The organism is Ligilactobacillus sp. MP3 (assembly GCF_024436335.1).
Taxonomy (GTDB): Bacteria; Bacillota; Bacilli; order Lactobacillales; family Lactobacillaceae; genus Ligilactobacillus; species Ligilactobacillus salivarius.
The window spans coordinates 71334-96048 of record NZ_JANFQI010000007.1; the positions used below are offsets into that span (position 1 = coordinate 71334).

The 24715-nt window shown below is 33.1% G+C and carries 51 protein-coding genes; 48 read left to right on the forward strand and 3 right to left on the reverse strand.

Features of this window, described 5'->3' with window-relative positions:
- Positions 1-37: 37 nt before the first annotated feature.
- Positions 38-754 (reverse strand): S24 family peptidase, encoded by a 717-nt coding sequence (locus tag NOU10_RS06500; RefSeq protein WP_255906342.1) that lies wholly within the window; start codon positions 752-754, stop codon positions 38-40.
- Positions 755-951: 197 nt separating this feature from the next.
- On the opposite strand from NOU10_RS06500, the gene NOU10_RS06505 reads away from it, so the two are divergent.
- From NOU10_RS06505 to NOU10_RS06675, 35 genes are all read left to right on the forward strand, one after another.
- On the forward strand, positions 952-1179 hold the full coding sequence (locus NOU10_RS06505; protein ID WP_099459799.1) for a hypothetical protein: 228 nt from the start codon (positions 952-954) through the stop codon (positions 1177-1179).
- A gap of 23 nt (positions 1180-1202) precedes the next feature.
- Positions 1203-1931: a phage antirepressor KilAC domain-containing protein gene (locus NOU10_RS06510; protein WP_255906343.1), complete on the forward strand. Its 729-nt coding sequence runs from the start codon at positions 1203-1205 to the stop codon at positions 1929-1931.
- A gap of 24 nt (positions 1932-1955) precedes the next feature.
- Entirely contained in the window at positions 1956-2222 is a 267-nt protein-coding gene (locus tag NOU10_RS06515) for a helix-turn-helix domain-containing protein (protein WP_193524313.1), read from the forward strand.
- A gap of 239 nt (positions 2223-2461) precedes the next feature.
- Positions 2462-2629 (forward strand): hypothetical protein, encoded by a 168-nt coding sequence (locus NOU10_RS06520; protein WP_255906344.1) that lies wholly within the window; start codon positions 2462-2464, stop codon positions 2627-2629.
- Positions 2626-2772 carry a hypothetical protein gene (locus tag NOU10_RS06525; RefSeq protein WP_255906345.1) on the forward strand — a complete coding sequence of 49 codons (147 nt, stop codon included), beginning with the start codon at positions 2626-2628 and terminating at the stop codon, positions 2770-2772. Before NOU10_RS06520 ends, NOU10_RS06525 begins: the two co-directional genes overlap by 4 nt.
- Positions 2732-2905, forward strand: coding sequence for a hypothetical protein (locus NOU10_RS06530; RefSeq protein WP_158082849.1), 174 nt, complete (start codon positions 2732-2734; stop codon positions 2903-2905). The genes NOU10_RS06525 and NOU10_RS06530 overlap by 41 nt, the downstream gene beginning before the upstream one ends.
- Before the next feature lie 213 nt (positions 2906-3118).
- Positions 3119-3841 (forward strand): putative HNHc nuclease, encoded by a 723-nt coding sequence (locus NOU10_RS06535; protein ID WP_255906346.1) that lies wholly within the window; start codon positions 3119-3121, stop codon positions 3839-3841.
- Entirely contained in the window at positions 3834-4799 is a 966-nt protein-coding gene (locus tag NOU10_RS06540; protein WP_255906347.1) for a phage replisome organizer N-terminal domain-containing protein, read from the forward strand. The genes NOU10_RS06535 and NOU10_RS06540 overlap by 8 nt, the downstream gene beginning before the upstream one ends.
- Complete coding sequence (locus tag NOU10_RS06545; RefSeq protein ID WP_255906348.1) at positions 4799-5002, forward strand: hypothetical protein; 204 nt, start codon at positions 4799-4801, stop codon at positions 5000-5002. Before NOU10_RS06540 ends, NOU10_RS06545 begins: the two co-directional genes overlap by 1 nt.
- A 3-nt stretch (positions 5003-5005) precedes the next feature.
- Positions 5006-5269, forward strand: a complete 264-nt coding sequence (locus tag NOU10_RS06550) for a hypothetical protein (protein WP_255906349.1) — start codon at positions 5006-5008, stop codon at positions 5267-5269.
- Complete coding sequence (locus NOU10_RS06555) at positions 5250-5669, forward strand: replication terminator protein (protein ID WP_255906351.1); 420 nt, start codon at positions 5250-5252, stop codon at positions 5667-5669. Before NOU10_RS06550 ends, NOU10_RS06555 begins: the two co-directional genes overlap by 20 nt.
- Positions 5670-5673: 4 nt before the next feature.
- The gene (locus tag NOU10_RS06560) at positions 5674-6402 is read left to right on the forward strand and encodes a hypothetical protein (protein WP_255906352.1); all 729 of its coding nucleotides are present in this window, start codon (positions 5674-5676) and stop codon (positions 6400-6402) included.
- Between the two features lie 41 nt (positions 6403-6443).
- Positions 6444-6698 (forward strand): hypothetical protein, encoded by a 255-nt coding sequence (locus tag NOU10_RS06565; protein WP_255906353.1) that lies wholly within the window; start codon positions 6444-6446, stop codon positions 6696-6698.
- Complete coding sequence (locus tag NOU10_RS06570; protein ID WP_255906354.1) at positions 6667-7227, forward strand: HNH endonuclease signature motif containing protein; 561 nt, start codon at positions 6667-6669, stop codon at positions 7225-7227. The genes NOU10_RS06565 and NOU10_RS06570 overlap by 32 nt, the downstream gene beginning before the upstream one ends.
- Positions 7220-8176, forward strand: a complete 957-nt coding sequence (locus NOU10_RS06575) for a site-specific integrase (protein WP_255906355.1) — start codon at positions 7220-7222, stop codon at positions 8174-8176. Before NOU10_RS06570 ends, NOU10_RS06575 begins: the two co-directional genes overlap by 8 nt.
- A complete protein-coding gene (locus tag NOU10_RS06580) occupies positions 8173-8625 on the forward strand; it encodes a hypothetical protein (protein ID WP_255906356.1) in 453 nt (150 codons plus the stop codon). The genes NOU10_RS06575 and NOU10_RS06580 overlap by 4 nt, the downstream gene beginning before the upstream one ends.
- A gap of 20 nt (positions 8626-8645) precedes the next feature.
- Positions 8646-9296, forward strand: coding sequence for an N-6 DNA methylase (locus NOU10_RS06585; protein ID WP_255906357.1), 651 nt, complete (start codon positions 8646-8648; stop codon positions 9294-9296).
- A gap of 56 nt (positions 9297-9352) precedes the next feature.
- Positions 9353-9553 (forward strand): hypothetical protein, encoded by a 201-nt coding sequence (locus NOU10_RS06590; protein ID WP_255906358.1) that lies wholly within the window; start codon positions 9353-9355, stop codon positions 9551-9553.
- Between the two features lie 5 nt (positions 9554-9558).
- On the forward strand, positions 9559-10134 hold the full coding sequence (locus tag NOU10_RS06595) for a hypothetical protein (protein ID WP_255906359.1): 576 nt from the start codon (positions 9559-9561) through the stop codon (positions 10132-10134).
- A gap of 13 nt (positions 10135-10147) precedes the next feature.
- A complete protein-coding gene (locus NOU10_RS06600) occupies positions 10148-10477 on the forward strand; it encodes a hypothetical protein (RefSeq protein ID WP_255906360.1) in 330 nt (109 codons plus the stop codon).
- A gap of 1 nt (position 10478) precedes the next feature.
- Positions 10479-10655 carry a hypothetical protein gene (locus NOU10_RS06605; RefSeq protein WP_255906361.1) on the forward strand — a complete coding sequence of 59 codons (177 nt, stop codon included), beginning with the start codon at positions 10479-10481 and terminating at the stop codon, positions 10653-10655.
- A complete protein-coding gene (locus NOU10_RS06610) occupies positions 10645-10968 on the forward strand; it encodes a hypothetical protein (RefSeq protein ID WP_255906362.1) in 324 nt (107 codons plus the stop codon). Before NOU10_RS06605 ends, NOU10_RS06610 begins: the two co-directional genes overlap by 11 nt.
- Before the next feature lie 10 nt (positions 10969-10978).
- Positions 10979-11227: a hypothetical protein gene (locus tag NOU10_RS06615; protein ID WP_255906363.1), complete on the forward strand. Its 249-nt coding sequence runs from the start codon at positions 10979-10981 to the stop codon at positions 11225-11227.
- A 34-nt stretch (positions 11228-11261) separates the two neighbouring features.
- Entirely contained in the window at positions 11262-11795 is a 534-nt protein-coding gene (locus NOU10_RS06620) for a hypothetical protein (RefSeq protein WP_255906364.1), read from the forward strand.
- 42 nt (positions 11796-11837) lie between these two features.
- Entirely contained in the window at positions 11838-12077 is a 240-nt protein-coding gene (locus NOU10_RS06625; RefSeq protein ID WP_255906365.1) for a hypothetical protein, read from the forward strand.
- Between the two features lie 64 nt (positions 12078-12141).
- Entirely contained in the window at positions 12142-12360 is a 219-nt protein-coding gene (locus NOU10_RS06630) for a hypothetical protein (protein ID WP_255906366.1), read from the forward strand.
- Between the two features lie 110 nt (positions 12361-12470).
- A complete protein-coding gene (locus tag NOU10_RS06635; RefSeq protein ID WP_255906367.1) occupies positions 12471-12719 on the forward strand; it encodes a hypothetical protein in 249 nt (82 codons plus the stop codon).
- A 3-nt stretch (positions 12720-12722) separates the two neighbouring features.
- Positions 12723-12956: a hypothetical protein gene (locus NOU10_RS06640; protein ID WP_255906368.1), complete on the forward strand. Its 234-nt coding sequence runs from the start codon at positions 12723-12725 to the stop codon at positions 12954-12956.
- A 459-nt stretch (positions 12957-13415) separates the two neighbouring features.
- Complete coding sequence (locus NOU10_RS06645) at positions 13416-13658, forward strand: hypothetical protein (RefSeq protein WP_255906369.1); 243 nt, start codon at positions 13416-13418, stop codon at positions 13656-13658.
- 14 nt (positions 13659-13672) lie between these two features.
- Complete coding sequence (locus NOU10_RS06650) at positions 13673-14110, forward strand: hypothetical protein (RefSeq protein WP_255906370.1); 438 nt, start codon at positions 13673-13675, stop codon at positions 14108-14110.
- On the forward strand, positions 14111-14245 hold the full coding sequence (locus tag NOU10_RS06655) for a hypothetical protein (protein ID WP_255906371.1): 135 nt from the start codon (positions 14111-14113) through the stop codon (positions 14243-14245).
- A gap of 10 nt (positions 14246-14255) precedes the next feature.
- Complete coding sequence (locus NOU10_RS06660; RefSeq protein ID WP_255906372.1) at positions 14256-14537, forward strand: hypothetical protein; 282 nt, start codon at positions 14256-14258, stop codon at positions 14535-14537.
- 18 nt (positions 14538-14555) lie between these two features.
- Positions 14556-14738: a hypothetical protein gene (locus NOU10_RS06665; protein ID WP_255906373.1), complete on the forward strand. Its 183-nt coding sequence runs from the start codon at positions 14556-14558 to the stop codon at positions 14736-14738.
- 76 nt (positions 14739-14814) lie between these two features.
- A complete protein-coding gene (locus NOU10_RS06670; RefSeq protein WP_255906374.1) occupies positions 14815-15282 on the forward strand; it encodes an ArpU family phage packaging/lysis transcriptional regulator in 468 nt (155 codons plus the stop codon).
- 185 nt (positions 15283-15467) lie between these two features.
- Entirely contained in the window at positions 15468-15623 is a 156-nt protein-coding gene (locus NOU10_RS06675) for a hypothetical protein (RefSeq protein WP_255906375.1), read from the forward strand.
- Positions 15624-15796: 173 nt separating this feature from the next.
- Here the strand turns inward: NOU10_RS06675 and NOU10_RS06680 are convergent, their stop codons facing one another.
- Together NOU10_RS06680 and NOU10_RS06685 are read right to left on the reverse strand one after the other, a co-directional pair.
- A complete protein-coding gene (locus NOU10_RS06680; protein ID WP_160993437.1) occupies positions 15797-16192 on the reverse strand; it encodes a type II toxin-antitoxin system HicB family antitoxin in 396 nt (131 codons plus the stop codon).
- A gap of 76 nt (positions 16193-16268) precedes the next feature.
- Positions 16269-16442 carry a type II toxin-antitoxin system HicA family toxin gene (locus tag NOU10_RS06685; protein ID WP_255906376.1) on the reverse strand — a complete coding sequence of 58 codons (174 nt, stop codon included), beginning with the start codon at positions 16440-16442 and terminating at the stop codon, positions 16269-16271.
- A gap of 102 nt (positions 16443-16544) precedes the next feature.
- On the opposite strand from NOU10_RS06685, the gene NOU10_RS06690 reads away from it, so the two are divergent.
- The 13 genes from NOU10_RS06690 to gpG all read left to right on the forward strand — a co-directional run bounded on the left by NOU10_RS06690 (position 16545) and on the right by gpG (position 24696).
- A complete protein-coding gene (locus NOU10_RS06690; RefSeq protein WP_255906399.1) occupies positions 16545-16823 on the forward strand; it encodes a DUF6275 family protein in 279 nt (92 codons plus the stop codon).
- A 20-nt stretch (positions 16824-16843) separates the two neighbouring features.
- The gene (locus tag NOU10_RS06695; RefSeq protein ID WP_255906400.1) at positions 16844-17149 is read left to right on the forward strand and encodes an HNH endonuclease; all 306 of its coding nucleotides are present in this window, start codon (positions 16844-16846) and stop codon (positions 17147-17149) included.
- Between the two features lie 109 nt (positions 17150-17258).
- Positions 17259-17588 carry a P27 family phage terminase small subunit gene (locus NOU10_RS06700; protein WP_225438794.1) on the forward strand — a complete coding sequence of 110 codons (330 nt, stop codon included), beginning with the start codon at positions 17259-17261 and terminating at the stop codon, positions 17586-17588.
- A complete protein-coding gene (locus tag NOU10_RS06705; protein ID WP_255906377.1) occupies positions 17585-19252 on the forward strand; it encodes a terminase TerL endonuclease subunit in 1668 nt (555 codons plus the stop codon). The genes NOU10_RS06700 and NOU10_RS06705 overlap by 4 nt, the downstream gene beginning before the upstream one ends.
- A 16-nt stretch (positions 19253-19268) precedes the next feature.
- A complete protein-coding gene (locus NOU10_RS06710) occupies positions 19269-20396 on the forward strand; it encodes a phage portal protein (RefSeq protein ID WP_255906378.1) in 1128 nt (375 codons plus the stop codon).
- Positions 20386-21129 carry a head maturation protease, ClpP-related gene (locus NOU10_RS06715; RefSeq protein WP_255906379.1) on the forward strand — a complete coding sequence of 248 codons (744 nt, stop codon included), beginning with the start codon at positions 20386-20388 and terminating at the stop codon, positions 21127-21129. The genes NOU10_RS06710 and NOU10_RS06715 overlap by 11 nt, the downstream gene beginning before the upstream one ends.
- 12 nt (positions 21130-21141) lie before the next feature.
- A complete protein-coding gene (locus NOU10_RS06720) occupies positions 21142-22299 on the forward strand; it encodes a phage major capsid protein (RefSeq protein WP_255906380.1) in 1158 nt (385 codons plus the stop codon).
- Positions 22300-22314: 15 nt separating this feature from the next.
- Positions 22315-22596, forward strand: coding sequence for a head-tail connector protein (locus NOU10_RS06725; RefSeq protein ID WP_255906381.1), 282 nt, complete (start codon positions 22315-22317; stop codon positions 22594-22596).
- Positions 22580-22930, forward strand: coding sequence for a hypothetical protein (locus tag NOU10_RS06730; RefSeq protein ID WP_241690394.1), 351 nt, complete (start codon positions 22580-22582; stop codon positions 22928-22930). The genes NOU10_RS06725 and NOU10_RS06730 overlap by 17 nt, the downstream gene beginning before the upstream one ends.
- A complete protein-coding gene (locus NOU10_RS06735; protein ID WP_255906382.1) occupies positions 22927-23340 on the forward strand; it encodes an HK97-gp10 family putative phage morphogenesis protein in 414 nt (137 codons plus the stop codon). Before NOU10_RS06730 ends, NOU10_RS06735 begins: the two co-directional genes overlap by 4 nt.
- Positions 23337-23738, forward strand: coding sequence for a hypothetical protein (locus NOU10_RS06740; protein WP_161022415.1), 402 nt, complete (start codon positions 23337-23339; stop codon positions 23736-23738). Before NOU10_RS06735 ends, NOU10_RS06740 begins: the two co-directional genes overlap by 4 nt.
- Before the next feature lie 2 nt (positions 23739-23740).
- Positions 23741-24340, forward strand: coding sequence for a major tail protein (locus NOU10_RS06745; protein WP_255906383.1), 600 nt, complete (start codon positions 23741-23743; stop codon positions 24338-24340).
- A 68-nt stretch (positions 24341-24408) separates the two neighbouring features.
- Positions 24409-24696, forward strand: coding sequence for a phage tail assembly chaperone G (gene gpG / locus NOU10_RS06750; protein ID WP_255906384.1), 288 nt, complete (start codon positions 24409-24411; stop codon positions 24694-24696).
- Positions 24697-24715: the final 19 nt, after the last annotated feature.

A 24715-nucleotide genomic window follows, 5' to 3' on the forward strand; every position in this document is an offset into this window, starting at 1 on the left:
CTAGAGCTTTTAAAGACATCACATATTGGTCATAATTTTATATAACTACTACTCCAAATATTTTGAAATCATCATCAGAAGTGACATCAATAGGATGATACTCTTTATTTAAGGAAATCAGCTGACAACTTTGTCTGTTGTTATCAAAAACGATTTTCTTGACATAAGCATCACCATTCAATTCGGCAATAACGATCTGTTCATTTCTAACCATATCTAAGTCATCAATTTTATTAACATAGATAATTTGACCATCAGAAAATAGTGGAATCATTGAATCACCATTAACACGTAAGGCAAAATCATGCATTGGTGGCTCATTATTAACAGTTATTTCTTCGTGTTGCTCATCTGTTAACCATTCACCAGTACCTGCAGAAACTGCACCTAAGACATTGATTGTATAAGAATTTTCATTAATAGGATTAATTTTATTTTTACTACTCAATTGTTCTTTTAATTGATTATCAGTATAGATTTTTACTTTCTGTTGCCTATTAATAGATAACTTATGCATATTTGATACAACATCTTTAATATAAGAATTGCTATCATCAGTTAATTCTCTAGCTGGGTCAATTATATCTAGTGGATCTATCTTTAAAATTTTAGCAAGAGATACAATCTTATCTCTTTTCATATTTGCGATATCACCATTTTCCCACTTTCTAACAGTAGATTTACCAACACCAACATAGTTTCCTACATCTTCGAGCGTTAAGTTTAATTCCTTTCGCCTTTCTTTTAAATTCATAAAAACACCACCTTTAAAAAATTTACTATGTAAACTTTAGTATTAATTATAACAATAAAGTGTCGTAAAATAAACATTTTTAAGAAAAGCAATAAAAAAGTGTCATAAAAGATACAAAAATTATTGACATACTATTTTTAATATGATTTAATTAAAAGTGTCCTAAAGGAAACTAATGTGTAAAGGGAGGAATGAAGATGGAAAAAGATAAGTTGCTAGGGCTTATCAAAAGCAAAGGAATTCAAGTTGGAACATTGATTGAAGAGGTGAATGAAAGTGGAGTTCGAATGTCGAAGTCTACTTTTTATAAAGGACTAAGAGATGAAAGGCCATTTAAAGCTGATGAAATAAAAGCTATGGCAAAAATTTTAGAAATCAGTGGAAAAACTGTTAACGAAATTTTTTTTGCTGATTTAGTGTCTTAAAAGAAACTTAGGAGGAAATGATAATGACAGAAATAATTAAAGTAAAAACAAAAGAAGATATGCAAGTTGTATCAGCTAGAGATTTACATGAGATATTAGGTGTGAAAACAAGGTTCAGTCAATGGGCAAAGCAAAATTTTAAACACTTTAGAGAAAATATAGATTTTAGCTCCGTAGTTACAACTACACAGCAAAATCAATATGGTGGAACTAAGAAATTACAAGACTATGCTTTGACTATCGAGATGGCTAAGCACATCGCCATGATGAGTGGAACTGATAAGGGATACGAAATCAGAGATTATTTCATCAAAGTGGAACAGGCTTGGAATAGTCCTGAAATGGTCATGAAGCGAGCTTTAGAAATCGCTAATAAGAAAGTTGAACAATTAAAACTAGAGAATGAGAAGATGCAACCTAAAGCATTATTTGCTGACAGTGTTGCAGCAAGTCACACAACAATATTGATTGGTGAGTTAGCTAAGATTTTACGAGGTAACGGAATAAATATTGGAGCTAATCGTTTGTTCCAATGGCTGAGAAGCAACGGCTATCTTATCAGCCGTAAAGGAACGGACTACAATATGCCAACTCAAAGAAGTATGAACTTAGGGTTGTTCAAAATTAAAGAGTCAACTATTACACATAGTAATGGTTCAGTGTCTATCAGTAAAACAACAAAAGTTACTGGTAAAGGACAACAATATTTCATCAATAAGTTCATGAAGATGAATGAGACAGCAATTGGCTGAGATTATTTAAGGTAGGTGGTATAGATGATTGTAACAGCTACTTATAAATATGATCTTTCAGATGATGATATTGAAAGAATTGCTGAAAGGGTGGTTAGAAAGCTTGAAAGAAAAAGCAACAAGCAGAAGTTGTTAAACATAACAGAAGCAGCTCAACACTGTGGTGTATCTCCACAAACATTTTGGAGATGGCGAAAAAGGAATAAAAATCTTCAGGATATCGAACTAACAGCTGGTGGGGTTGTTCAGTTCAGAGCTGAAGATTTAGATAAGTTTTTAAAGAATAAATAGAGAAAGTAAAAAAGAAGATGTTAGCAAAAAATTAGGAGGGAAGTTAATGGAACCTATTTTAGCAGTAGGACTAGCTTGCATCGCCTATGTGGTAATTTTCGTAGGTGTTAGCTGGTTAAAAGATATTTTTGTGAATTGGAGGGACAAGTAAATGTGGAGTATTTACGGTATCCTGCTATGCATAGCGTACGCAGGGTGTGTTGATTTATATAGAGCATGGAAAAGAAAGGGAAAAAATAATGATAGATAATAAAATATTTATTCAATTTAGCAGTTTGTTAGGAATTTTCATCAGTGGTTATACTTTCGGTACAAATCATTGGTATATCGGCTTTGCATTTATTTTTTGGAGTTTGGCAGCGATGGCTGTTACAGGTTCAATTAAAGATAAGGGGGAATTGAAATGATTAGTTTATCAATACTTGTAGTAGGTATCTTATTAGGCCTCATGTTGTATCCAATGCTCGAAGCCCTTGAAAATGGAACATTCTTTGATTGGGGGGATGAAGATGAACAAACGAATAAAAAAGAAACATCAAGTAGAAGATGACATAGCATTTTTAGCTATCCCAAAAGATGATAGCTTAAAACTATTCTTTATACCATTTGAAGGAAAGCGATGGAGAAGATTGCGAAAGCTCAAGTATAAGGAAGTTTATGATTATGCGAAAGGAAATGACTAAAAGTGACAGAAATAAAAAAGATAGGTGCTGCAACACCTATCAATATGAGTTCCGATTATCAAAAAGAAATAATCAGAAATATTACTAACTTAAAGAGTATGGAGTCTATACAACTCTATATACATATTAACATATTGTTCACTGTTCCGCACTTAGAACAGGAGCAATATGAATTCTTGAAAAAGTTAGAAAGTATCTATGGTAGGTATGACGATGGATAATTATGAACTTAAATTTAATAAAATAGTTGGTTCCAAAGTGCAATTTGAAATCGATGATCTTGATGCATTTAAGAGAGATCTTAGAAAAGGTCATCTTAAATTCAATGCATCGCCCGCAGATCATAACATGATTTCGAATGCTCAGAGAAAGAAAATTTATGCCTTGTTTCGTGATATTTCAGAATATACAGGGTATGAAGAACAAGAAGTCAAAAATCGCTTAAAATTCAAATTTTCATACAATATAAAGCAAGATTTTTCACTGAGCAATTGCACTAAAGAACTGGCAACACAATTCATTCGTTTTGTGATTGAGTTTTGCTTTCGATATGATATTCCATTCGATTCAAAAGCAATGGAAAACACAATCGATGCAGAGCGTCGTGTATTTCTTTGTTTGGTGCATAGACAGTGTACTGTTTGTGGATCAAGACAGGAACTACAGATAAATCACGAAGATACGGTCGGTATGGGAAACAATCGTAACCATATCGATCATAGAAATCACAGGCTAGAGATGTTGTGCTTTAAACATCACAGTGAATTTCACAACATCGGAGCTAAAGCTTTCGCTGACAAATACCACTTTCATGGTATTAAGCTAAGCGACAAAAGTATTCTAAGCTTAAAGCTTATGAGTCAGAAACAAATGGATGAATTCGATAAGGAATATAGAGAACAAAAGAAACAAAGGGAGCTGAATCAAAATGGCTGAAAAAAGATACTTCTGGATCAAACTTCAGATGGATTTCTGGAAAAGTCCAGTCGTAAAAATGTTACGTAAACCATCAGGGGGTGACACATATGCAGTCATCTACCTTGAGATGATTTTGTTATCACTTGAGAATAATGGTTATATCTATTATTCAGGTGTAGGCGATAGTTTCGCTGAAGAAATTGCTTTGGTACTAGATGAAGAAACAATTAACGTTGAGTTCGTTTTAGCATTCTTAAAACAAAAACGATTGATTGAATTCGCTGATGATGCATCTTTTAAATTTACAGAAGATGTGACTGCAGACTTAGTAGGCTCGGAAAGTGCATCAGCTCGCAGAGTTCGAGCATATCGCGAACGCCAAAAAGCAATTGCTAATGAACAAAAAGCGTTACAATGTAACACCGATGAAACGAACCGTAACTTAGATATAGATAAAGAGATAGATAAAGAGAAAGATAATAATATACGATCATTTTCTGACGAAAACGATCAAGTTACTTCTGAAAAATCTGTATCTAAGGAACATCATTCAATTCATAAACCAACTAAAAAAGAGCTGGATGATAGATTTGAAAAACTATGGAATCTATATCCAAGAAAAGTTGGTAAACAAAAGGCTCGTAAGTACTATGAGCGAGCAGTTAAGAATGGCACTAGCGATGAAACGATTAAAAGGGGTATTGAGAACTATAACAAAGAAATTCGAGTTCAAGGCACTCAAACTAACTTCATTCAGCATGGTGCTACTTGGTTTGGTAACGCTGGGTGGGAAAATGAATACAACTTCGAACCGCCTAAACGAAATAATAATCAGCGACAACTAATTCAAAAAGAGAAATTACCAGATTGGGCTAAGAATGCAGGTAAGAAACAACCATCAAATTCAATTATGTCTAGGGCTGAGAAAGCTAAGGCAGAAGCTGAAATTGATGAGATGTTGAGGAGGATGTCCTAATGAAGAAAAGAATTGCAGAATTCAAAGACGCTAAAGGTCAATTTATTAAGCGATATGACAAGTTAGTTGATAAAGATGGTGTTCAATACATGGTAAGTGAACACCATGATAGATATCTAGTGTTGGTGAGCTTGTCAGATGTTAGACCACCAATGCCAGTGATTCCATCTGATTTGAAAAATGATTATGTGAAAGTAGGTTAGAGCATGGAACGAGTAGTTATAAACGAGTGGCCATTTGATGCTAAGTATACAGCAGTTAAATTCAGTGATGATACTTATGGATTGAAACAGTTCATCGCAAATAAAGGGGACTTATTCGAAGATGACTTAGTTGCTTTATATAGTCCAAAAATTGACTCAATGCGATGCTTTGATACAAGCAAGCATCTAGCGGGTATCAACAAGTTTGTTAAATTTCTAAATAACGTAGTAAAGGAAGGTAATAACGATGGCAAAAGTAAAGATTAATTTCAGTATTGATTCATTGGCAGAAGGTGCAGGTAAGGAACTAATCGAGCGTGAGTTGAGCGACATCTTTAACAATATTAATGATCCAAATGCAGATCCAACAAAGAAACGTAGCTTAATCGTCAAAGTGGACTTTGTTCCAGATGCAGACTATGACGAAGTTAAAGCGTCAATTAATGTTTCTAGTAAGTTAGCTCCTGCAGCACCAATTACAACTAAAATCATGACTGGACGTGATTTAAATACAGGAATGATTGCAGCTAGTGAACTTAAGTCTGGAGTTAAGGGTCAAACTTATATCGATGATAAAGGCGATGTAAGAACAGATACTGGAGAAAAGGTTGAAGATGTTGAGAAAAAGAGCAATAAGATCATAGATTTACAAGAAAAGAGAGGTTAGAGCGATGGATTTAACAAGAGAAGCACTAGATTATTTGATGGAACAAGGTATTGAACCTGAAGAACGACAATTAAAAATTAATGGCCAGAATTATATTATCAACAAAGATGGCGAGCCAGTATTGGTTGAACCAGTAATTTATAAAGCTAAAGAGCCAATCAGATTAAATACTTTATCTGGTTTGGTTGATTACATCAAGTCAAACATTGATGGTTTTGATGACTTAATCTTGCATGTAGTTGATGAAAAGTTGGTCGAATTGAAAGGTAAGTTACAACCTAATGGGGATCGTGAATTGTTAGCAGTAGCAACTGCAATTGTTCCAGAATTTGCTTTTGACTCATACATGGATATCGAGTCATTTAACATCGCCTTACAATCACAATTTGTAAAGACTGATGATAGGGACATCTTGCTTAAGGTGGTTGGAAACCTTAAAGAAGATAATGTTCGTAGCACTGGCGATGATGGTATCAGTCAAGCAGTGACAATCAAATCTGGAATTGCTACCGCTGAAAATATTAAAGTTCCTAATCCAGTAATACTTGCACCATACAGAACGTTCGTTGAAGTTGAGCAACCAGAAAGCAAGTTCATCTTTAGAATGCAAAGTGGGCCACGTGGTGCAATCTTTGAAGGCGATGGTGGTTTATGGAGAGTTGAAGCTATCAAGACCATTGCTAAATATTTAGAAGAGCGATTAGAAGGAACTGGAGTAGTGTTACTCGCTTAATTATTCGAAGTGTAAGAATAGTCTTAAATGAGGTATATGGAATGGTTAGAAACAAAATGGAAGATTTAAACAATATATTATTCGAACAACTTGAAAGGTTGAATGATGGTAGCTTGAATCTAGACGAAGAATTAAAACGAGCTAAAGCTATCAGTAATGTATCAGATAAACTTATTCAAAGTGCTGATTTATCATATAGAGTTATGAAATTAAGAGCTGATATAACTGGAGATATAGAAACACCTGATGTATTGGAGTCAAAGCATGTCAAAAAGATTGAATCAAGAGATAATTAATTGGTTAAAAGTCAATGTTCCAGGTAGACCGTGGAAAGAAGTATTTGAGTTATTTCAAAAAGAATTCCCTGATTTTGTTTGGACTGTGGATGCTATGAAAAATGCATGCTATCAACGTAATATTCATAATGGTATTTTAGTAAGTCCTGAATCTAAAAAATATTGGTTCAAAAAAGGACATAGTGTTCATAATGAAAAACCTTTAGGTAGTGAATTTAAAATGCATGGATATGTGATGGTTAAAGTAAAAATGGATGGTTCTAGATATGATAGATGGAAATTAAAGCATGTATTAATTTGGGAAAAACACAATGGATCAGTTCCTAAGGATTGTATAATCGCATTTTTAGATGGAAATAAAGAAAACTTTGATATTAACAATTTGGTTTGTGTTAAAAAGAGTGTGAACGGTGCAATGAACATTAAAAGCTTACGTTCAGAATCGCCAGAATTATTCAAAGTTAGAGTAGCTCAGATTGAACTAGATCAAAAGATTAAAAGGATAACTAAGAATTTAGGAAGTGATTAGTTTGGGCAGAAGGAAGAAAATATTATTTACTGATTATTTTATAAACTTGGTAGACACGTATAAATTGAATCAAGTAGGAGAAAGAACGTATAACAAATATTGTTTAACTCACAGACACTTGAAGAAAATTTGTCCTGACTTGTATTTACAGGACATGAACGCAAATGATTATCAACAAATCTTAAATAAGTTTGGTAAGACTCATGAGAAAGCTACTATAACAGATTTTCACCGTCAATTAGCTTGGGCTTTAAAGAGAGCTTATAACGTTGACGGATTAACAGATAGAGATGTTACTTATGACGCTCAAATTCCTAAAGGTGTAGTAACCAATAAGAAGAAACCTAAATTCATGGAACTTGATGACATGAAAAAGTTAGTAGATACCTTAAAACATTTGAATTCATCTTATGCTCATTTCTTTTTGATTCTGTTAAAAACAGGGTTGAGATACGCTGAAATTTTAGGAATAACATTAGAAGATATTGATTTTGAGAAGAAAACAATATCTATTAACAAGACTTTGGATTATAAGAAAGGTGCTTATGATGAAAACTTTTCAAGAAGATTTAAAAGCACTAAAAATAAATATTCGATTAGAACAATTCCAGTAGATGAGATGGTATTGTATTTGTTTTGGATAAATGCTAAAGGTGCTGATAAAGATGAGAGTATCTTTGGATCAATTAAAGGATTCCAATATAATTCATCACTTAATAACAAACTAGAACAAACTTGTAAATACGCAGGAGTTCCAGTTATAACTTTGCATGGATTAAGACATGAGCATGCTACTTATTTAGTTAGTCAAGGTATTGATAGTCGTGCTGTTGCTGAAAGGTTAGGTCACGTTGACGATTCGGTAACTAGAGAAGTTTATATTCATAGACTGGAAACGGAAAGGGTTAGAGATAATCAACAAATTATGAGGAGTGTTTCTAAGATATGACAAAATTTAGAGAACCAATAAAGGGTAAAGATCCAGATTTTAAAATCATGCCTTCAAGAACGGAAAATTTTTGGATAGATAGATTTGAACAAATAAAATCAATAAATCCTAATTTTGAAATGACTACTGACGATGAAAACATGAGTAAATCATCAATAATCAATTTGAAGTGTAAGGCTTGTGGGTTTTCCGAAAATCTAAGATTACAATCTTTATGGATAAATAAAGATAGGCAATGTAAAGGATGCAAGATACAAAACGATAGGCTAAAATTCAAGGAAATTCAAGCAAATAACCCTAATTTTGAAATGACGGCTGATGATTACGTTTTAGAAAATTCAACAAAAATCAACATAAAATGTAAGACTTGTGGTAATACAAATCAAATAAAATTTAATTCACTGTTATTAACTCCGAATAGGAAATGTATTTATTGTGAAAAAAACTAATAGTTTAAGGGGAGCAAATAATGAAATTTGATGTAAAAACAGTTAATGGAATTTTAGAAATAGACGACGCTTTTAAAGCTCCAACAAAAATGATGGATTTAATGTTAGATCCTAAAAAGCGTAAAGAAACGTTTGAAAAATTTTTAGAAATCGAAACTGATATGAGTTATGAATGGTTTCAAGAATATTTTGGCGATGAACAAGCTGAAAGAAAATCAAAGAAACAAGATTTTACACCTACTTCAATTTCTAATTTAGTTAATCAATTAGTTGGGAAAGACAAGAGTACTTATTACGAGCCTGCAGCAGGTACTGGCTCAATGCTAATCGCTAAATGGTGGAATGATAGATTGAAGAATCCGTTGTATAAAAGGCCTGATACTGATAATCCACTAATTAAGTTCTTAACATCTCCAATCTTTACCTATGACCCACGAGTGTATTGGTATCAAGCAGAAGAACTTTCTGACCGTGCATTGCCATTCTTAATCTTCAATATGGCAATTCGTGGAATGAACGGTTCAATAACTCAGTGTGATTGTTTATCGAGGAAAGCTACTAGAGCATTTTTTATTAGGAATGATACAGATAATTATTTAGGCTTTTCAGAAGTAATTGAGTTACCTAAAAATCAAGAAGTAGCTGAATTATTGAATGTTCACTGGGATTGAGAAAAGGACATTTGTAATAAATCGATTTGTAACGATTGTAGAAGGGGATATAAGAGATGACAGAAGTTGAATTTATCGGATATGTTATCAAGCTTGGAAATTATTACCTAAATGGTAGAATTCAAAATTCAATTAACATAGTGAAAAAGCCACAACAAGCGGAAATATATGACGAAAATGAATTGGACATCGCAGAAAGAGTTGCATCTGATTTAGGTGGGACAATCAGAAAAATCTATGTTTCAGATAAGGAGTAACGAAAATGATAGAAACTGATGAAGAATTAAGAAAAACGTTTAAGAACTTTATAGCAGATTTTAAACATTTTGAAGATTGGGTATTTATCGAATGGCACAATGCTAACGGTAGTAGCAATTGCAGAGTTAGATACATAGTCAACGAGAAAGAAGGAGAACTACATATTTCTGGTGATTTAGGCAGTGCGATTTTTTATTGGCACGCTAAGAACACCTGGCAAGATATAGCTGAGTATTCCAAGCATTTTTCATACTTCAAAAGTAAAGCAGAAGCAAATTCTGATGATGGTATGACTGATAGCGATATTGCTGAAGAAGATTTACGTGATTTCCTTCAAGAATATGTAGATGATGAGACTTTAAAAGAACTTGGCTATACGGAAGATGAATTTATTGAAGAAGCTATGGCAGGTTGGGATATATATGGCGATGGTGCATTCACAAAAGATGGTATAGCGAATGAAGATGTCATAGATTTTCTATTAGATAATGAAATTTATTCAGCAGGTAAAGTAGCTAGCTATCGGGAAAGGTTATGGGCTATTGGTTTACAAATGATTTTAGAAAAATATGGCAATTAAGGGGTAAGTGCAAATGAAAGATAACACTAAAACAAAAGCATTGGTGAAAGAACTGGAAGACACATTTCCAAACATTTATGATCGTATCAATTACGGACTATACGTATTTGTAATTGATGATAATGGCAAGATTTACGATGATGAATCAGAGCCAGATTTTAATGAAAATGATATTGACGAAGTTCAAGTCATATACAACGGCGATGCAGTTTCAGTTTTCCCAAACTTTATAGGTAAATGCACATTCAAAGCTAATACAGTTAAGTACGAAAACTTAGATGTGATTACTAAAGTTATTGGAATCATCGCCAAACATTTTAAAACTTGGGAGGAACTAAATTAGCATGATTAGAAAGCAATCGCCAAGACAAAAGATAAAAAATCGAGCTAGATATTGGGATAGTGACTATCTAGCAGGCTTTATTAAAGGATTAAAAATCAGACAAGAATATGAGTATAAACGTGGTATGCATGATCTTCGTAAGAAAATAAGCGAAAGGTATGGACTTGATGATGAATAGAAGTAAAAACATTAAAGCGATGCTGTCAGAACCTAGAAAGGAATACGCTATTGATTACGAAAATGAAAATATAAGGATTGAAGTTGTAGATGAAAACAACAACTATGATTACGATGTTGATTTTGATGAATCTAAATTATGGGAAGTAAGAATTTTTTATTCTGATAAATTATTTACGATTAGACACAAATATGTAGACCTATTTGAGATTTCAGACGATAACTACTTGGATATACATGATTTAGATGATCTTGGAAAGATTATTAACATAATAGGTAAGCATTTAAAGAGAATCAATTACAAGTGGGATTGAGGTATATGGTATGAATGAAAATATTGAGGATTTGTTTGAAGAACTAACGAAAGAGCAAAAGCAAGCTAAGTTAGCAGAATGGTCATGCAAAATGGATGTATTAACAGTAATGTTAAATGCAATTGAAGATGATTTAGAAAATAGATTGTCGAATCAATTTAAGTTCAAAGAGTTTAATGAATTTAAAGATGAATTTAGCAATTTAGTATTTGAATTTAACCAGTTAGATCTCAAACTTAAATTAACTCAGATACATTAAAAACGCATATTAAGTAAAGATAGGAGATTGAATTATGAGTTTAAAAAATATTGAGCTCTCGATACTTTCTGACATCAGCAATAGGATTAGAAACACAGCTGAAATGGGTTTATATGAAACAGATTTTATCATTCCAAAAATCTATTCTAATGACATTTATAAGTGGCTGACAGCATTTGGTTATAGAGTTGATATTAGAGCAGGTGCAACCGAACCTACTAAGAAAATGATAGTACGTTTTAAATCGACATGGAACTCAGAAACCACACACGAATATCAAAATATAAGACTTAACTACATGCTCAATATGATACCAATGTTTGAGGCAGCCGCTATCGCAAAAGACAACAAAGAAACTGCCAACAAAATAACAGGTGTAATAGATGAAATGATAGAAAAGGCTAAAAATCTTGAAGATGGTAAAGCTATCTATGATATCACTGTGAAAAGAGAAACAGTAGACTTTACACGTTTGTTGTCATTAGAGGTACTTGAATATCTTAAAGGATATCATATCTTTGCTTATCTGAGTGAAGATGGAAAAGAAATAATATTCAAATACGAGTAGGAGAAAAAACAAAATGACTAAGCAATTAGCAGGAGGAGTAAAATGATGGGAATTTTTGAGATGAGTTCAGATGAAGAAGTAAGTGTAACAGTCCTTTTAAAAGATACGCAACCAAAGTGTTTTAACCAAGTTTTAACAGTTGAAATTGATGATAAATGGCTTAAAGTCCGTTATTTTAATGAATTAAGAAAGCGAAAAGGTATAGCAAATTTCAGAATAGATAATCCGAATTTTATTGGATATATAGCAAATGCTCCTGAATTTGATGAGGTAGAAAGATGAATAATAAAGACAAATTAATACTTCTGGCTATGATACTAGGTATTGATTTGGAAGGAGAAATAAAATGAAGATTAAGTCAATGGGATATATCGTAAAAATCGGCAAATGCTATTTAACATCAAATGGAAGTGTATTTGGTACTCATACAATTTCTGATTGTTTGAGTGAAGCTTATGTATTTAAAATATACGAATCTGCTAAAGATATTGCCGAAAAATTTGGCGGAACAGTAATATACGTGTACGTTTCAGATGAAAAGTTTGATGAAATCGACAATAAATAATCGATAAAAAGGTTGCTAAAATAGCCTTCGTTGCTATTTTCGGCAATAAATCAGCAATAAAAAAAGCGTACGAACTATTGATTTTTAATACTTTGAATGTAGGTGAAAATATGAGTTCAGAAGAAGCAAAAGAAATGCAGAAGCAAGCAGAAGAAATATCTACAATTTTAAAAAATTCAGGATATAGAGCAGGATTAATAGCTTTAAGCAAAGACGTCGGAACAGCTATCAATGCTTTTGGAACTAGAAAAGATGCATTGAATACCATATATAACATTATTGAAAGTTTAGATGATAAAGATAAATTAATACTACTATCTTTGATTTTAGGAATTGATTTAGAAGGAGGCAACAAGTAAGTAATGAAGATTAATTTTAACGATGAAAAACCAGAAGATATCTACCAAGTGGGAAATGTTTTCAGAAATGAAGATGACTTATATCTTATAGCAACGGTTGATACCAATGCTGGATATACACTTGTTTGCCTAAGCAAAAATAACATTATCGGAAGATATGACACGCTTGAAGAATTAGCTGAGGATGTAAAAGAAGATGATGATACTTTGGTTTATGCAGAAATAAACGTATTTTAATAACAAATAATTTGACCTTAACAAGTCTTAAAACTGTTAGATATTGGCTTATGCTTATTTGAACGTTATACATTCACAACAACGTAAATCAGGATCTCACAAATAACGACATAAACAGTACAGGCTTAGTATCTGTCAAAGGATGCTGAGTCATAGGTAGTGATATTACTGATGAGCTGCAAACAACAAAATTTATTGAAAAGGTAGGTGAAGTTTTCCTTTCCGTTATTACATTTTATATCGCAGTAATTTGGCAATTATTACTACCGAACCCTACTAATTTTAAATACACGTTACAGTTACAAATAAATTTGGAAGGAGTTAGACCTCCGTGCATTATATTCTTCGTGTGTAACTGTAACATCGCCTTGCATCCACATGATTTGAGATGGTCGTATGTATTGAGAGCATAGCAAGGCTTTATACCGGTATAACAAATAAAACGTTAGGAGTGAAATCATGGCTAAAAAATACAGGATAGAATTTACTGATGATGATATGGACAACATGAAATTGTATATCGACGAAGAAGAGAAGCTAATCAATTTTCTAAAGTTAACATATCATACTAATGAAGGTTCTAAAAAAGGCACAAAGAAAGTAGTGCTTAGATATTTAGAACCTAATACTTATGAAGTAAAATTTGATGTTTTAGGAAATCAACTTGGTTTATTTGATATAATGCCAAGCGATTTTGATTAAGGGAGTAATTATTTATGCAATATTTGGGAACAAATGAAACGATGCCTGCAAAGATAGGGGCGTACAAAGGATATAAATACTTTATCATTCCAAGTCTATTTGGAGCTTTAAGTGGTTATGCTGAGTTACCTAAGAGTTGGAAAGATGGCGATGAAGACGAGCTAATAGTTCATGGTGGTATAACGTTTAAAGGATACGTTAGAGATGGATCATCAAAAGTTAAAGTTATCGGATTTGATACCTTACATGTATTTGATGATCAAGAGACACAAGATCTAAAGAGCGTTGAGAAAGAGTGTAAATATATGATTGATGAGATGATCGAAGTAATGGCTAAACATAGACCGCTTAGAACAAATACAGAGACAGCATTAGAACTAGCTGATGAAGTAGGAAAACTAATAGCAAAGCAAGGTATTAGCTGTAGAAATATAAGAGAAAGGATTGATTAGATGAAATTATATTTGGTGGAATACACTGTTGGTAGTGTAATTAGAAACATGATTGTACGAGCTAAAAGCCACGACGCAGCAGAAACACAAGTTAAAGTATCTGTGATAGCTAACATTCATGATGATAATTTTTAGGAGAAATACTATGGGAAAAGTATATTTTAATGTTGAAGATATATATGGAAACGGACATAGAGAAGTAGAAACAATTAGAGAGATGGATAATACAGTATTAGTATTTGATGTAGATGATCATGAGACATACACGATTAGAAAAGAAGATGTAGGGATGAAATTAAATAGACCTGCTATTCGAAGAGAAAAGTTTAATCTATCTCAAAATAAACGTATTTGGAGAAACCGCCAAAAAGAACTTAAGGATATTAGATATAAATACGCTCGTAAAGTTTATAGCGGTATTGAATAAAATCAAGGAGACATGAAGATGTTATTAAATGGATATATTGCAAGAGGAATAATGACTATATGCTTAATTTACATTACTTTGAGTTATATGTTTGTTATTTTTAACGATAAAGATAACTATGAAAATTCAAAGGATATTGTTGGTATTATCGGAGTAATTGTTGTATCTGTAGCATTTTTGTTGTTATTCTTAGGCAAATAATAAAAAGCACGATCCTTAAGAAACGTGCATAATACATAAGCCAAAATTATTATAGCATATTAAGGAGAGTGTAAAAATGGATTACATGGAACTCTTTGAACCGATTGATGAAGTTCAAACGGCGAAGAATGTAAGAAGATTCCTTACCCAAGATTTAGATAAACTATTGCGAATGGCAAATGAAACACCATCATTTTTACATTCGCCGATAATTGATGATATGCCAAAATCACCAAGTGGTAAAAATACGAGTGAAGAAATGCTAGTAAGTCATTTTGATTCAAGATCATACATCGCTAAACGTATACTAATTGGAATTGGTAAAGCGATGAATAGTTGTAAGTTGATACATAAACAAATTCTAATTAGCAAATATTTAGATGATATGTATGATTGGCAAATTATGCAGAGTTTAAACTATGAAAAGACACGATATCTTGAGATTAAGATGAGTGCACTAAATGAATTTGCTGACAGATTAGAAGTGCAGCCAGATTGTCCAGATTTACATATTTATAAAAGCGGACATTTTGCGGACTTTTAACGGACTTTTAACGGAACATATGTGAGCTATTATGATAGTGTAGCAGGAATAAGTTAGGTTGGTCGCTTTATAGACTCCGAGAGTTAAAACTTATTACTACTTAGTTTTTATAATTTTTAAATAAACCTCTTAAAGGAATAATAGTCAGTCTAGCCAGACTGGCTTTTTATTTTGGAGAAAAGCTTATGAAAGATAGTAAAGATTTTGGAAAGGTACAAACTTATGAAGAACTGAAAATGTTACGTGAGTTAGAGAAACATTACAAGAAATATCCAGTCAAACGTAAGCGTAAGTACAGTAGAGATATCAGCAAAATCAAATTAAAAGGTGGTAGTAATTGATAGATATTCAAAAGATTAATGAACTGATTGGAGTAGATGAGAGCTTTCATCAGATAGATTATATAAGTTGTTGATGAGCAATGAAAAGGGTGAACTATTCAAGTCGTTCTTAGCTATAGAAAGCGACTTATTTGTTTAATAAAAAAAGCCACCAAGAAAGGCGGCAAAATTATTTAAATATTTAGTTTTTCTTTTAAAGCATTAGTCATTAATTCGCTGAAGTTAATACCATGTTCCTTACCTAATTCATTTAAATAATTAGGTATGGTAATAGTTTTCTTGATGACTTTATTATCATTCTTTCTCTTATATTCAGAGATATTAACACGAACTAAAGTAACTTTATCATTATCGTTAGCTTTAGGTAGATTATAGTTTGAAGGTGGCAATGTTTCATTAAGACTAAATGTACCAATATAATCTTCTGCCATTGCTATTGCATCTGCTATATCTTTACCTTGTGTCATTCCATCTATATCAGGAATAGTTACAAGATAAGGATAGTCGGTAGAGTCTGGATCATAACTAATAATTATAGGATAAACAACAATATCATCAACTTTACTCATAATAAAAGTACCTCATGTTTTTGTATTTGTGATTAGTGTGCAACAAACAGGGACTGTTTCCAATCCCTTTTTAAAGCTATTTTAGATGGTGTTTATTGATAAGGTGTTTAGCAAGTCTTTCCTTTACTTCTGGATGTCTTGGTATTTCCTCTATCTTAGTACCATTAGTCCAAAGGTCATGATTGCTACCATGTCTCAATAGATACCAACTTTTCTTTCTAAATAGCTTTTCTAGTTTGAAACGTTGCACATTCTCACATCCTTTCAACAATATATATTATATACGTATATAATACGTGTGTCAATAGGATAATAAATATTTTATACGTATAATTTAAAGGCGGTGTATCTAATGGATAATGATAAGTTTATAGAATTATGTAAAGAGAAAGTAGTTGAGTACACTAACACGTTTATGAATTTAAACAGTATCAATCAACCAGTACATATCAGTACAGGCGATGTGTATGTTGTGTGGTTAAACAGAACGCTGCAGAACAACAAAGCACTGTTGTCAACTACAATTGTTGATGGTATGTATTATGAAGTAACATACAACGGTGATAAGAACGAACTTTACTTTGATGCTTATAGTCATGTACATAATAGAGCATTTAAGTTAGATGAATAGATATGTTATTAAAGGTGGCGATGTATTTGGATAAGGCTGAACGAGTAGAGTTCTATCACTCTAAAGAATGGGCAGACTTAAGACAACAAGCATTGGCTCGTGATAACTATGAATGCCAATGGTGCAAGGATGAAGGTAGAGTGTCATCAGGTGTGCTTGAAGTAGACCATATCAAGGACTTGGAACACTATCCAGAGTATGCTTTGGACTTAGATAATCTTAGAACACTATGTAAGGATCATCATAATCAAAGACATAATCGAATGAAATACAGTAGCAAAAAACATAGAAAACCACCAAAATGGGATGATGAACGATGGGATTAATCCCCCCGGGTCAAAAAGTTTGGTCAATTCCGACAAACGGGCGACCGGTGGGATGGGGTTAATTTCCACAAAAAAAGCCGATTTTTTCACATAAGGGGGGTGGGGATAATTGAAAGATAAAAAAATTACTGCTTTGGTTAAGAAATATCTTATGGAACAAATAGACGTTAGCAACCCAGTTCAAGTTGAGAAAGTTGAGCGTTACTGTACTTTAGCTAACGTTTATTACTCTTTAGAAAAGAAAGTTAATTCTAAAAATATTTTAACTGAAATAAAGAATGGTTCGCAGAAGTACATTAAAACTAACCCAGCTGTAAGTGAGATGGCCAAGATTAATGCACAAATGATAAACCTATCTAAAGACATGGGGCTTTCAGCTCCACCACCTGGAGTTAAAGCACTTGCTGAAGCAGGCTATAAAGAAAGTGACCTAATATGAGATATGTTGAAGAATATATCGAACTTTATAAAAGTGGCCAACTTGTTCTTAACGAAGAACGAATTAAATTACTGGATTTAATCGAAAATGATGTCTTGACTCAAGATGTTTATTTTGATGAAGAGAGAATTGAGAAATGCATCAGATTTATTGAAAAATGGTACTTTGAATTGAAACCATTCCAGAAGTTCATTATTGCATTTATTTTTTTAAGACGTAGCAATGGCCTTTTATTTTATGACAATTTCCTATTACTCATGGGACGTGGAGCTGGTAAAAATGGCTTAATATCAGGGGTAGCTAACTTTTTAATTTCTGAATTGAATGGAATACCTGGATATAATGTTTCTGTTGTGGCCAACTCTGAAGAACAGGCTATGACATCTGTAACTGAAGTACATGATGCGATTGAAATGAATCCAAAACTTCAAAAGGCTTTTAAAAATAACAAAACAGAAATAATTTCATATGCAACAAAGTCTAAATTTGCTTATCGTACATCTAACGGTAACACTAAAGACGGTTTACGTGATGGTGCAGTTATTTTTGATGAAGTTCATCAATATGCAGATAATGCTAATGTTAAGGTTCATGAATCAGGACTTGGTAAGGTAAAGGACGCTAGAGAGTTTAAGATTGGTTCAGATGGCTATGTTAGAGATGGTTATCTAGATAAGCAAAAGGAAATTGCCAATCACGTTTTAAATCGTGAAGCACCCGCTGACATGATGTTTCCTTTCATTTGTAAGCTTGATAAAAGAGAGGACGTCAACGATTCTAAAAATTGGGAAAAGGCTAATCCTATGTTTAGCAAACCATTATCTGAATATGGCCAAAGATTATTTGCTAAGGTTAAAAGTGAATATGAGACATTGGTTTATGAACCATCTAAAACAGACGAGTTTATGACTAAACGAATGAATATGCCAGCTTTAGCTTTGGAACGTTCTGTTGCTCCGTATGATGAGATAAAAGCAACTAATAGAAAATATCCAGTTAAGCTTGATGGACGTGAGTGTATAGCTGCTGTTGATTTTGCATCAATTCGAGATTTTACCGCATGTGGTTTATTGTTCAGAAACGGGGAAGATTATCTATTTAAACATCACTCATTTGCACGTAAAGAATTTGTTCAAAAGATGTATAGCTATGGCAGAAAGCAAGATGAGTTTTCTAAAAAAGTAGTGGCTCCGATTGCTGATTGGGAAAAGCGTGGGCTAGTAGATGTTATTAATACTAATACTATTGAACCAAGTACAGTAGTAATGTGGTTTATCCAACAGCGTCAGAAGTACAATATTAAAAAAGTTATCATGGATAATTTTAGAGCTGAGCTACTTAGGAAATATTTTGAAGATGCTGGATTTGAAGTTGAAGTTATTAAAAATCCTAGAGCAATTTCAGCATTATTAGCACCTAGAATTGAAGATGGCTTTGCTAACAATCGTTTTATTTGGGAAGATGACCCAATGATGCGATGGTATACGAATAATGTTGAAGTAAAGATTGATAAGACTGGTAATAAGTCTTATGAAAAGAAAGAACAACACCGCCGTAAAACTGATGGTTTTATGGCTTTTTTGTATTCGTTATATAGAGCAGATGAGATTAGCGATGCAGATATGGATGAAGAGTTAATACTTTTAGATGGATTAGATTTCTAATTAAGGAGGTGGTTTCTTGGGAATTTTTAGTAATTTATTTGGTGCAACAACTGAACCAACATATGCATTAGATGTTGATTGGGACTTTCAAGACGCAAGCACTAGAGCTTATCTTAAGCGAGTTGCTTTAGATGCTGGGGTCAATTTTATTGCACGAAGATTTGCTCAAGCTAAATTTAAGCATTTAAAAAATGGCAAGTTTGTAAATGATGACTCTTTGTACAAGTTGAATACTAGACCTAATCGAAATGAAACAGCTACACAATTTTGGGAACATGTTATCCATAGATTAATCTATGAAGGCGAGTGTTTAATCATCGTTAATGATACAAAAGATCTATTAGTGGCTGAGTCATTTGTTCATAATAAATACGCTAATTTAGATGATACTTTCAATGGTGTTTATGTACGTGGATATAGGTTTGAACGTACCTACAATATGTCTGATGTAATTTATCTGAATTATCAAAATACAAGGTTAGAGAATTATACTAACAGTTTATTCTCTGATTACGGTACTATGCTTGGACGTATGGTAGATATTCAGATGAGAAACAATCAAATTAGGGGAATTTTGAAATCCAACTTAACTTCTGGTACTCAAGATAAACGTCAGAAGGAATTACAAAACTACCTTGATAAGATTTTTAATTCATTTAAAAACAGAGATGTAGCGGTAGTTCCATTAACTAACGGTTTTGAATATCAAGAAATTGGTGGAACTAAGTCCAATACTCAACAACAGTTTGAACAAATTAAGCAACTTAGAAAAGATGCTATTGCTACTGTTGCTGATATTTTAGGAATTCCAGAAAATCTATTATTTGAAACACCAACAGAAATTGGTGGATTGGAAGATTCATTTAACAATGGAACACTACAATTCTTTTATCAATTGATTTTAGATGAAATCAATTCAAAGCTAGTAAGTAATTATGCCAACGAAGAATATCAGATTGTTGGTAAAAATAAAAAAGATATCTTTAGTCTAGCTGAACCAATTGACAAATTAGTTGCAAGTGGTGCAGTTACAAGAAATGAAATTCGTGAATTATTAGGGTTAGAAAAATCTGATGACCCTGATTTAGATGAGTTTTACATTACTAAGAACTACTCGAAAGGAGGTGAAACAGATGAAAATTAATGCACGAGGATTAGTTGTTGATAATAGCGATAAATGGATCTATAAAGTTTTTGGAATGGATTGCATTGCTCCAGTAGACTTCGATAATGCTATTGAAAGTGGCGAAGACTTAGAAATTGACATTAATTCAAATGGTGGATCTGTAAACGCGGGATCTGATATCTACACAAAGCTTAGAGCGTATAAAGGTAAAGTGACAATTAATATTACTGGTTTAGCTGCAAGTTCCGCATCGGTTATAGCGATGGCTGGCGACCAAGTAAATATTAGTCCAGTTGGTAGAATTATGATTCATAATGTTACAAGTGGTGGAGTTGGCGATTATCATGATATGGATAAGATATCAGAAATTTTAAAGACTGCCAATGAATCTTTAGCGAATGCTTATGAAGGTAAAACAGGAATATCTAGAGATGAAATTCTAGATATGATGGATAAAGAAACCTGGCTTACAGCTGATAGAGCAGTTGAATTAGGATTTGCTGACTCTATAATGAGCGGTAAAAATCAAGAACCTGAATTAGTAGCAAGCTTGAGTTCACCATTGCCTAAAGCTGTTATTGCTAAGTTCAAAGATTTAATGGATGAAAATGAAGGATTAAAAAAGCATGCAAGTGTAGTCAAATTCAATTTTGATGAAACAATGCTTAGAAATGCTTTAGATGACGCAATTAAAAAATATCAAGAAAGTTCTGAACCTAAAAATCAAGGTTTTAGAGCTTTTTTATTTTAGGAGGAAAAGTTAATGCCTATTAATTTAAATCAATTATCAAATTTTAAAGAACAACAAAAACTATATGCGAAGGCAGTTAGTGACGGTGTTCCTACTGAAGATCAAGAAAAAGCATTTGAAAATATGATGAATGCATTCTCAACAGACGCTGTGAACTACATTGATAATGCAGTTAATGAACGTATGAAAGGCTTAGATGCTGCCAAAGCTGATGACATGAATGAAACTGAACGTAAATTCTTCAATGAATTAGCAGCAGGTAATTTATCACATAAAGAATCTGAGGAAGTGGTTTTCCCAGAAACTACAATCGATAAAATTTTTGAAGATTTAAAGAAAGATCATGCTTTCTTAAATTTAATTGGATTACAAAATACAGGTTTACGCCTTAAATTCTTGAAATCAGACGCAAAAGGTGCTGCTCAATGGGGTAAGATTTCAGGAAATATTCAAGGGCAACTTACAGCAACATTCAGCGATGAAGATGCAAAGCAATCTAAGCTAACAGCATTTATTGCTGTTCCTAATGATGTATTGGAATATGGTGCTGCATGGATTAAGACATTTGTTACTACACAAATTCAAGAAGCATTTGCTGCAGCGTTAGAATCTGCATTCTTAACAGGCGATGGCAACAATAAACCTATTGGATTAAACCGCCAAGTTCAAAAAGACGTTTCTGTTTCTGGTGGTGTATATCCTGAAAAAACATCTTCTGGTACGTTGACTTTTGCTGATAATAAAACTGGTATTAAAGAACTTGCCAAAGTTGTAAAAGATTTATCTAAAAAAGAAAATGGCGAAGTTTTTGTAGCTCGTGGAAAAGTTGTATTAGCTGTTCAACCTGGTGCATCAATTGATATTGAAGCTGCTAATACAATGCAAAATGTCAATGGACAATACGTATACGCTTTGCCTTACGGTATTACAACTGTTGAATCTGAATATGTTCCAGAAAATAAAGTAATTGCATTTATCCCAGAACGTTATGATGCATACACAGCTGGAGATATTGTCATTAAACAATTTGACCAAACTCTAGCTTTAGAAGATGGAACATTATACACAGCTAAGCGTTTTGTTTATGGTAAGGCACAAGATGACAATGCTGCTAAAGTGTATGACTTAAAAGTAACTACTGCAGCAGTAAGTGAAGGCCCAAAAGGATAATCAGTAGGTGATTAAATGACAACAACTCTAGATGATGTAAAAGCACATCTGCACATTTTCCATAGTGTAGAAGATGATTATTTAACAAAATTGTTAAAGCAATCTCAAGCTGCAATTACACGTATGACAGGAATTGATACTGGCGATGAGTACGATGAACTGGTACTTAATCGAGTTCGATATGCTTACAACGATAGCTTAGATGAATTCGAAGAACGCTATCAATCTGTTCTGTTAGGCTTGTCTACTCAACTATTGGCAGATGATGAAGGTGATAGCAATGAAACAGAAGTATAGCTTTGGCGATTTTAGAATACCAGTAACTTTCTTTGGTGCTAGTGAAATTGATAGTCCAGAGCCAAATGCAACAGGACAAACTGAAGTCTATTCAGCTTTATGTTTTGCTTATTCACCATCTGCTAAGGACTATACTGTTCTAAATTCTGCAGGAGTAAAGCAAGGGGTAACAATTGTTATGCCTGATACCAGGGGACAATTTATTCCAGATGTTTCTATGACAGTAACTATTAGCGATTATCGTTATCGTGGGATTGAATGGAATGTATTAGAAGTTCGCCCAGACTTTGATGATGATCGCTTTGTAACGATTGTATTGGGGGCGGTTCAATGAATGGAGGCTTTACTATCACTGGTGTTGATGAAGTAATAAGCAAGCTAGAAAACAAATTTTCTAGTCGTAAGTTAGACCAAATTGAACGACAAGCTTTAAAAATGGGAGCAACCTATGCCAAATATCAACTTAAGTATGCAGTTGAATCATATAGAGATACTGGTGCAACAGTTCGAGAAGTAACTGCTGGTAAACCAAGAAAAAAAGCTGGACATCTAAGCGTAAAAGTTGGATGGGAAGGTGGTAAATCACGTTGGCGATTAGTCCATCTTAATGAGTGGGGATATACACGTAATGGTAGAACCTATTCACCTAGAGGACTTGGTGTTGTTCAAAAAGCATTCTCAGGTATGAAAGATGAAATTAAGGATACTCAAGTTGAGTATTTGAAAAGGATGGTGGATTTATGAAAGACGCTTTGTCTGAGATTTACTCTTCGTTTTTAAAAGAAACAGTTATCGAAAAGGCAACGCTAGATGGTAAGAAACATCATATCTATTACTATCAGGAGCCAGATGGTGCTTTACCACAGACATTTATCCTTATCAGACCTTATAAACCGCCTGAGAGTTCAATTAGTATGTCTGATAAATCAGCTCAGCAAGAAATAACAGTGCAAATTGATGTTCAGTCTACTGTTCGTATGATGTGCAAAGAATTGCAATCAAAAGTAGAAGAAGTACTCAAACCACTTGGATATACTCGCATTAACGGGCAAGGATTAGATGAGTATTTTGATGAGACTAAACATTATGTAGACGCACGAAGATATAAATTAAAAACTAAATTATATGAAACGGGGTATTAATTATGTACGTAGGTTTTGAACGTGTACGAATTCAACCACTTAATTTTGATGGAACAAAGATGACAGCAAAAGGCGACCAACTTGTTATTGAAGGTAAAGCTGACGCTGGTGGTGTTGTTCAAGCTGAAATTTCTGGAATTTCCAAAGAAGCTAAAGTAACATCAGCATCTAACGTTGCTTACTATATCAGTCGTAAGGGTGTAGATGCACCTAAGGTTGAATTTGAATTATTAGATGTTCCACAAAAAGTGGAAACAGTTATTTTAGGACGTAAGGAAACAACTAATGGTGTTCAATTAACAGGCAAAGATACTGAAGCACCATATTGTGCAATCACTCTTGAATCTAGCGATGCAAAAGGAAATACTGCTTTAGTTGGATTCTTTTACGGTGTATTTTCCAAAGATGGAGACACAATGAAGACTCTTGAAGTTGGTTCTGACTTTGAACCTGAAAATGAAAAATATACTTTTACAGCTAGTGCTAATCCTTTAAGTGATGAAACATTTGGTGGCCAATACATGGCTAAATATGCAGGTGCTGAAGAAGCTGCAATTAAAGAAATTAATCAAAAAGTTCTTTTAGTTGATGTAGGTGCATAGAAATTTGTTAAAGAGATTAGACGAAGATAACATTCGCTAATCTCTTTATTTTTTTAGGAGGAAAAAAGATGATTGAGTTAAAAATCAAAGACGCTCAAGGCAAAGATAAGGTAATAACACAAAACTGGGTATCTACTCGTACTATGCTTGATTACTTAGATGTATTAGGTAAGAAATACAAGACACAAGCTGAATACGTCAGAGCAACAGCTGAGATTATAGCTAAAACTATGGGAATTACTTCAGATGAAATTTTAGATGGAGTAAGTGGCCCAGGATATGACCTTTTTGTCCAAAATTTCAATAACCAAATCATGGGTATTACTGACCCGGAAACCTTAGCGGAGATGAACTAACTCCGCTACAAGCTAAAGA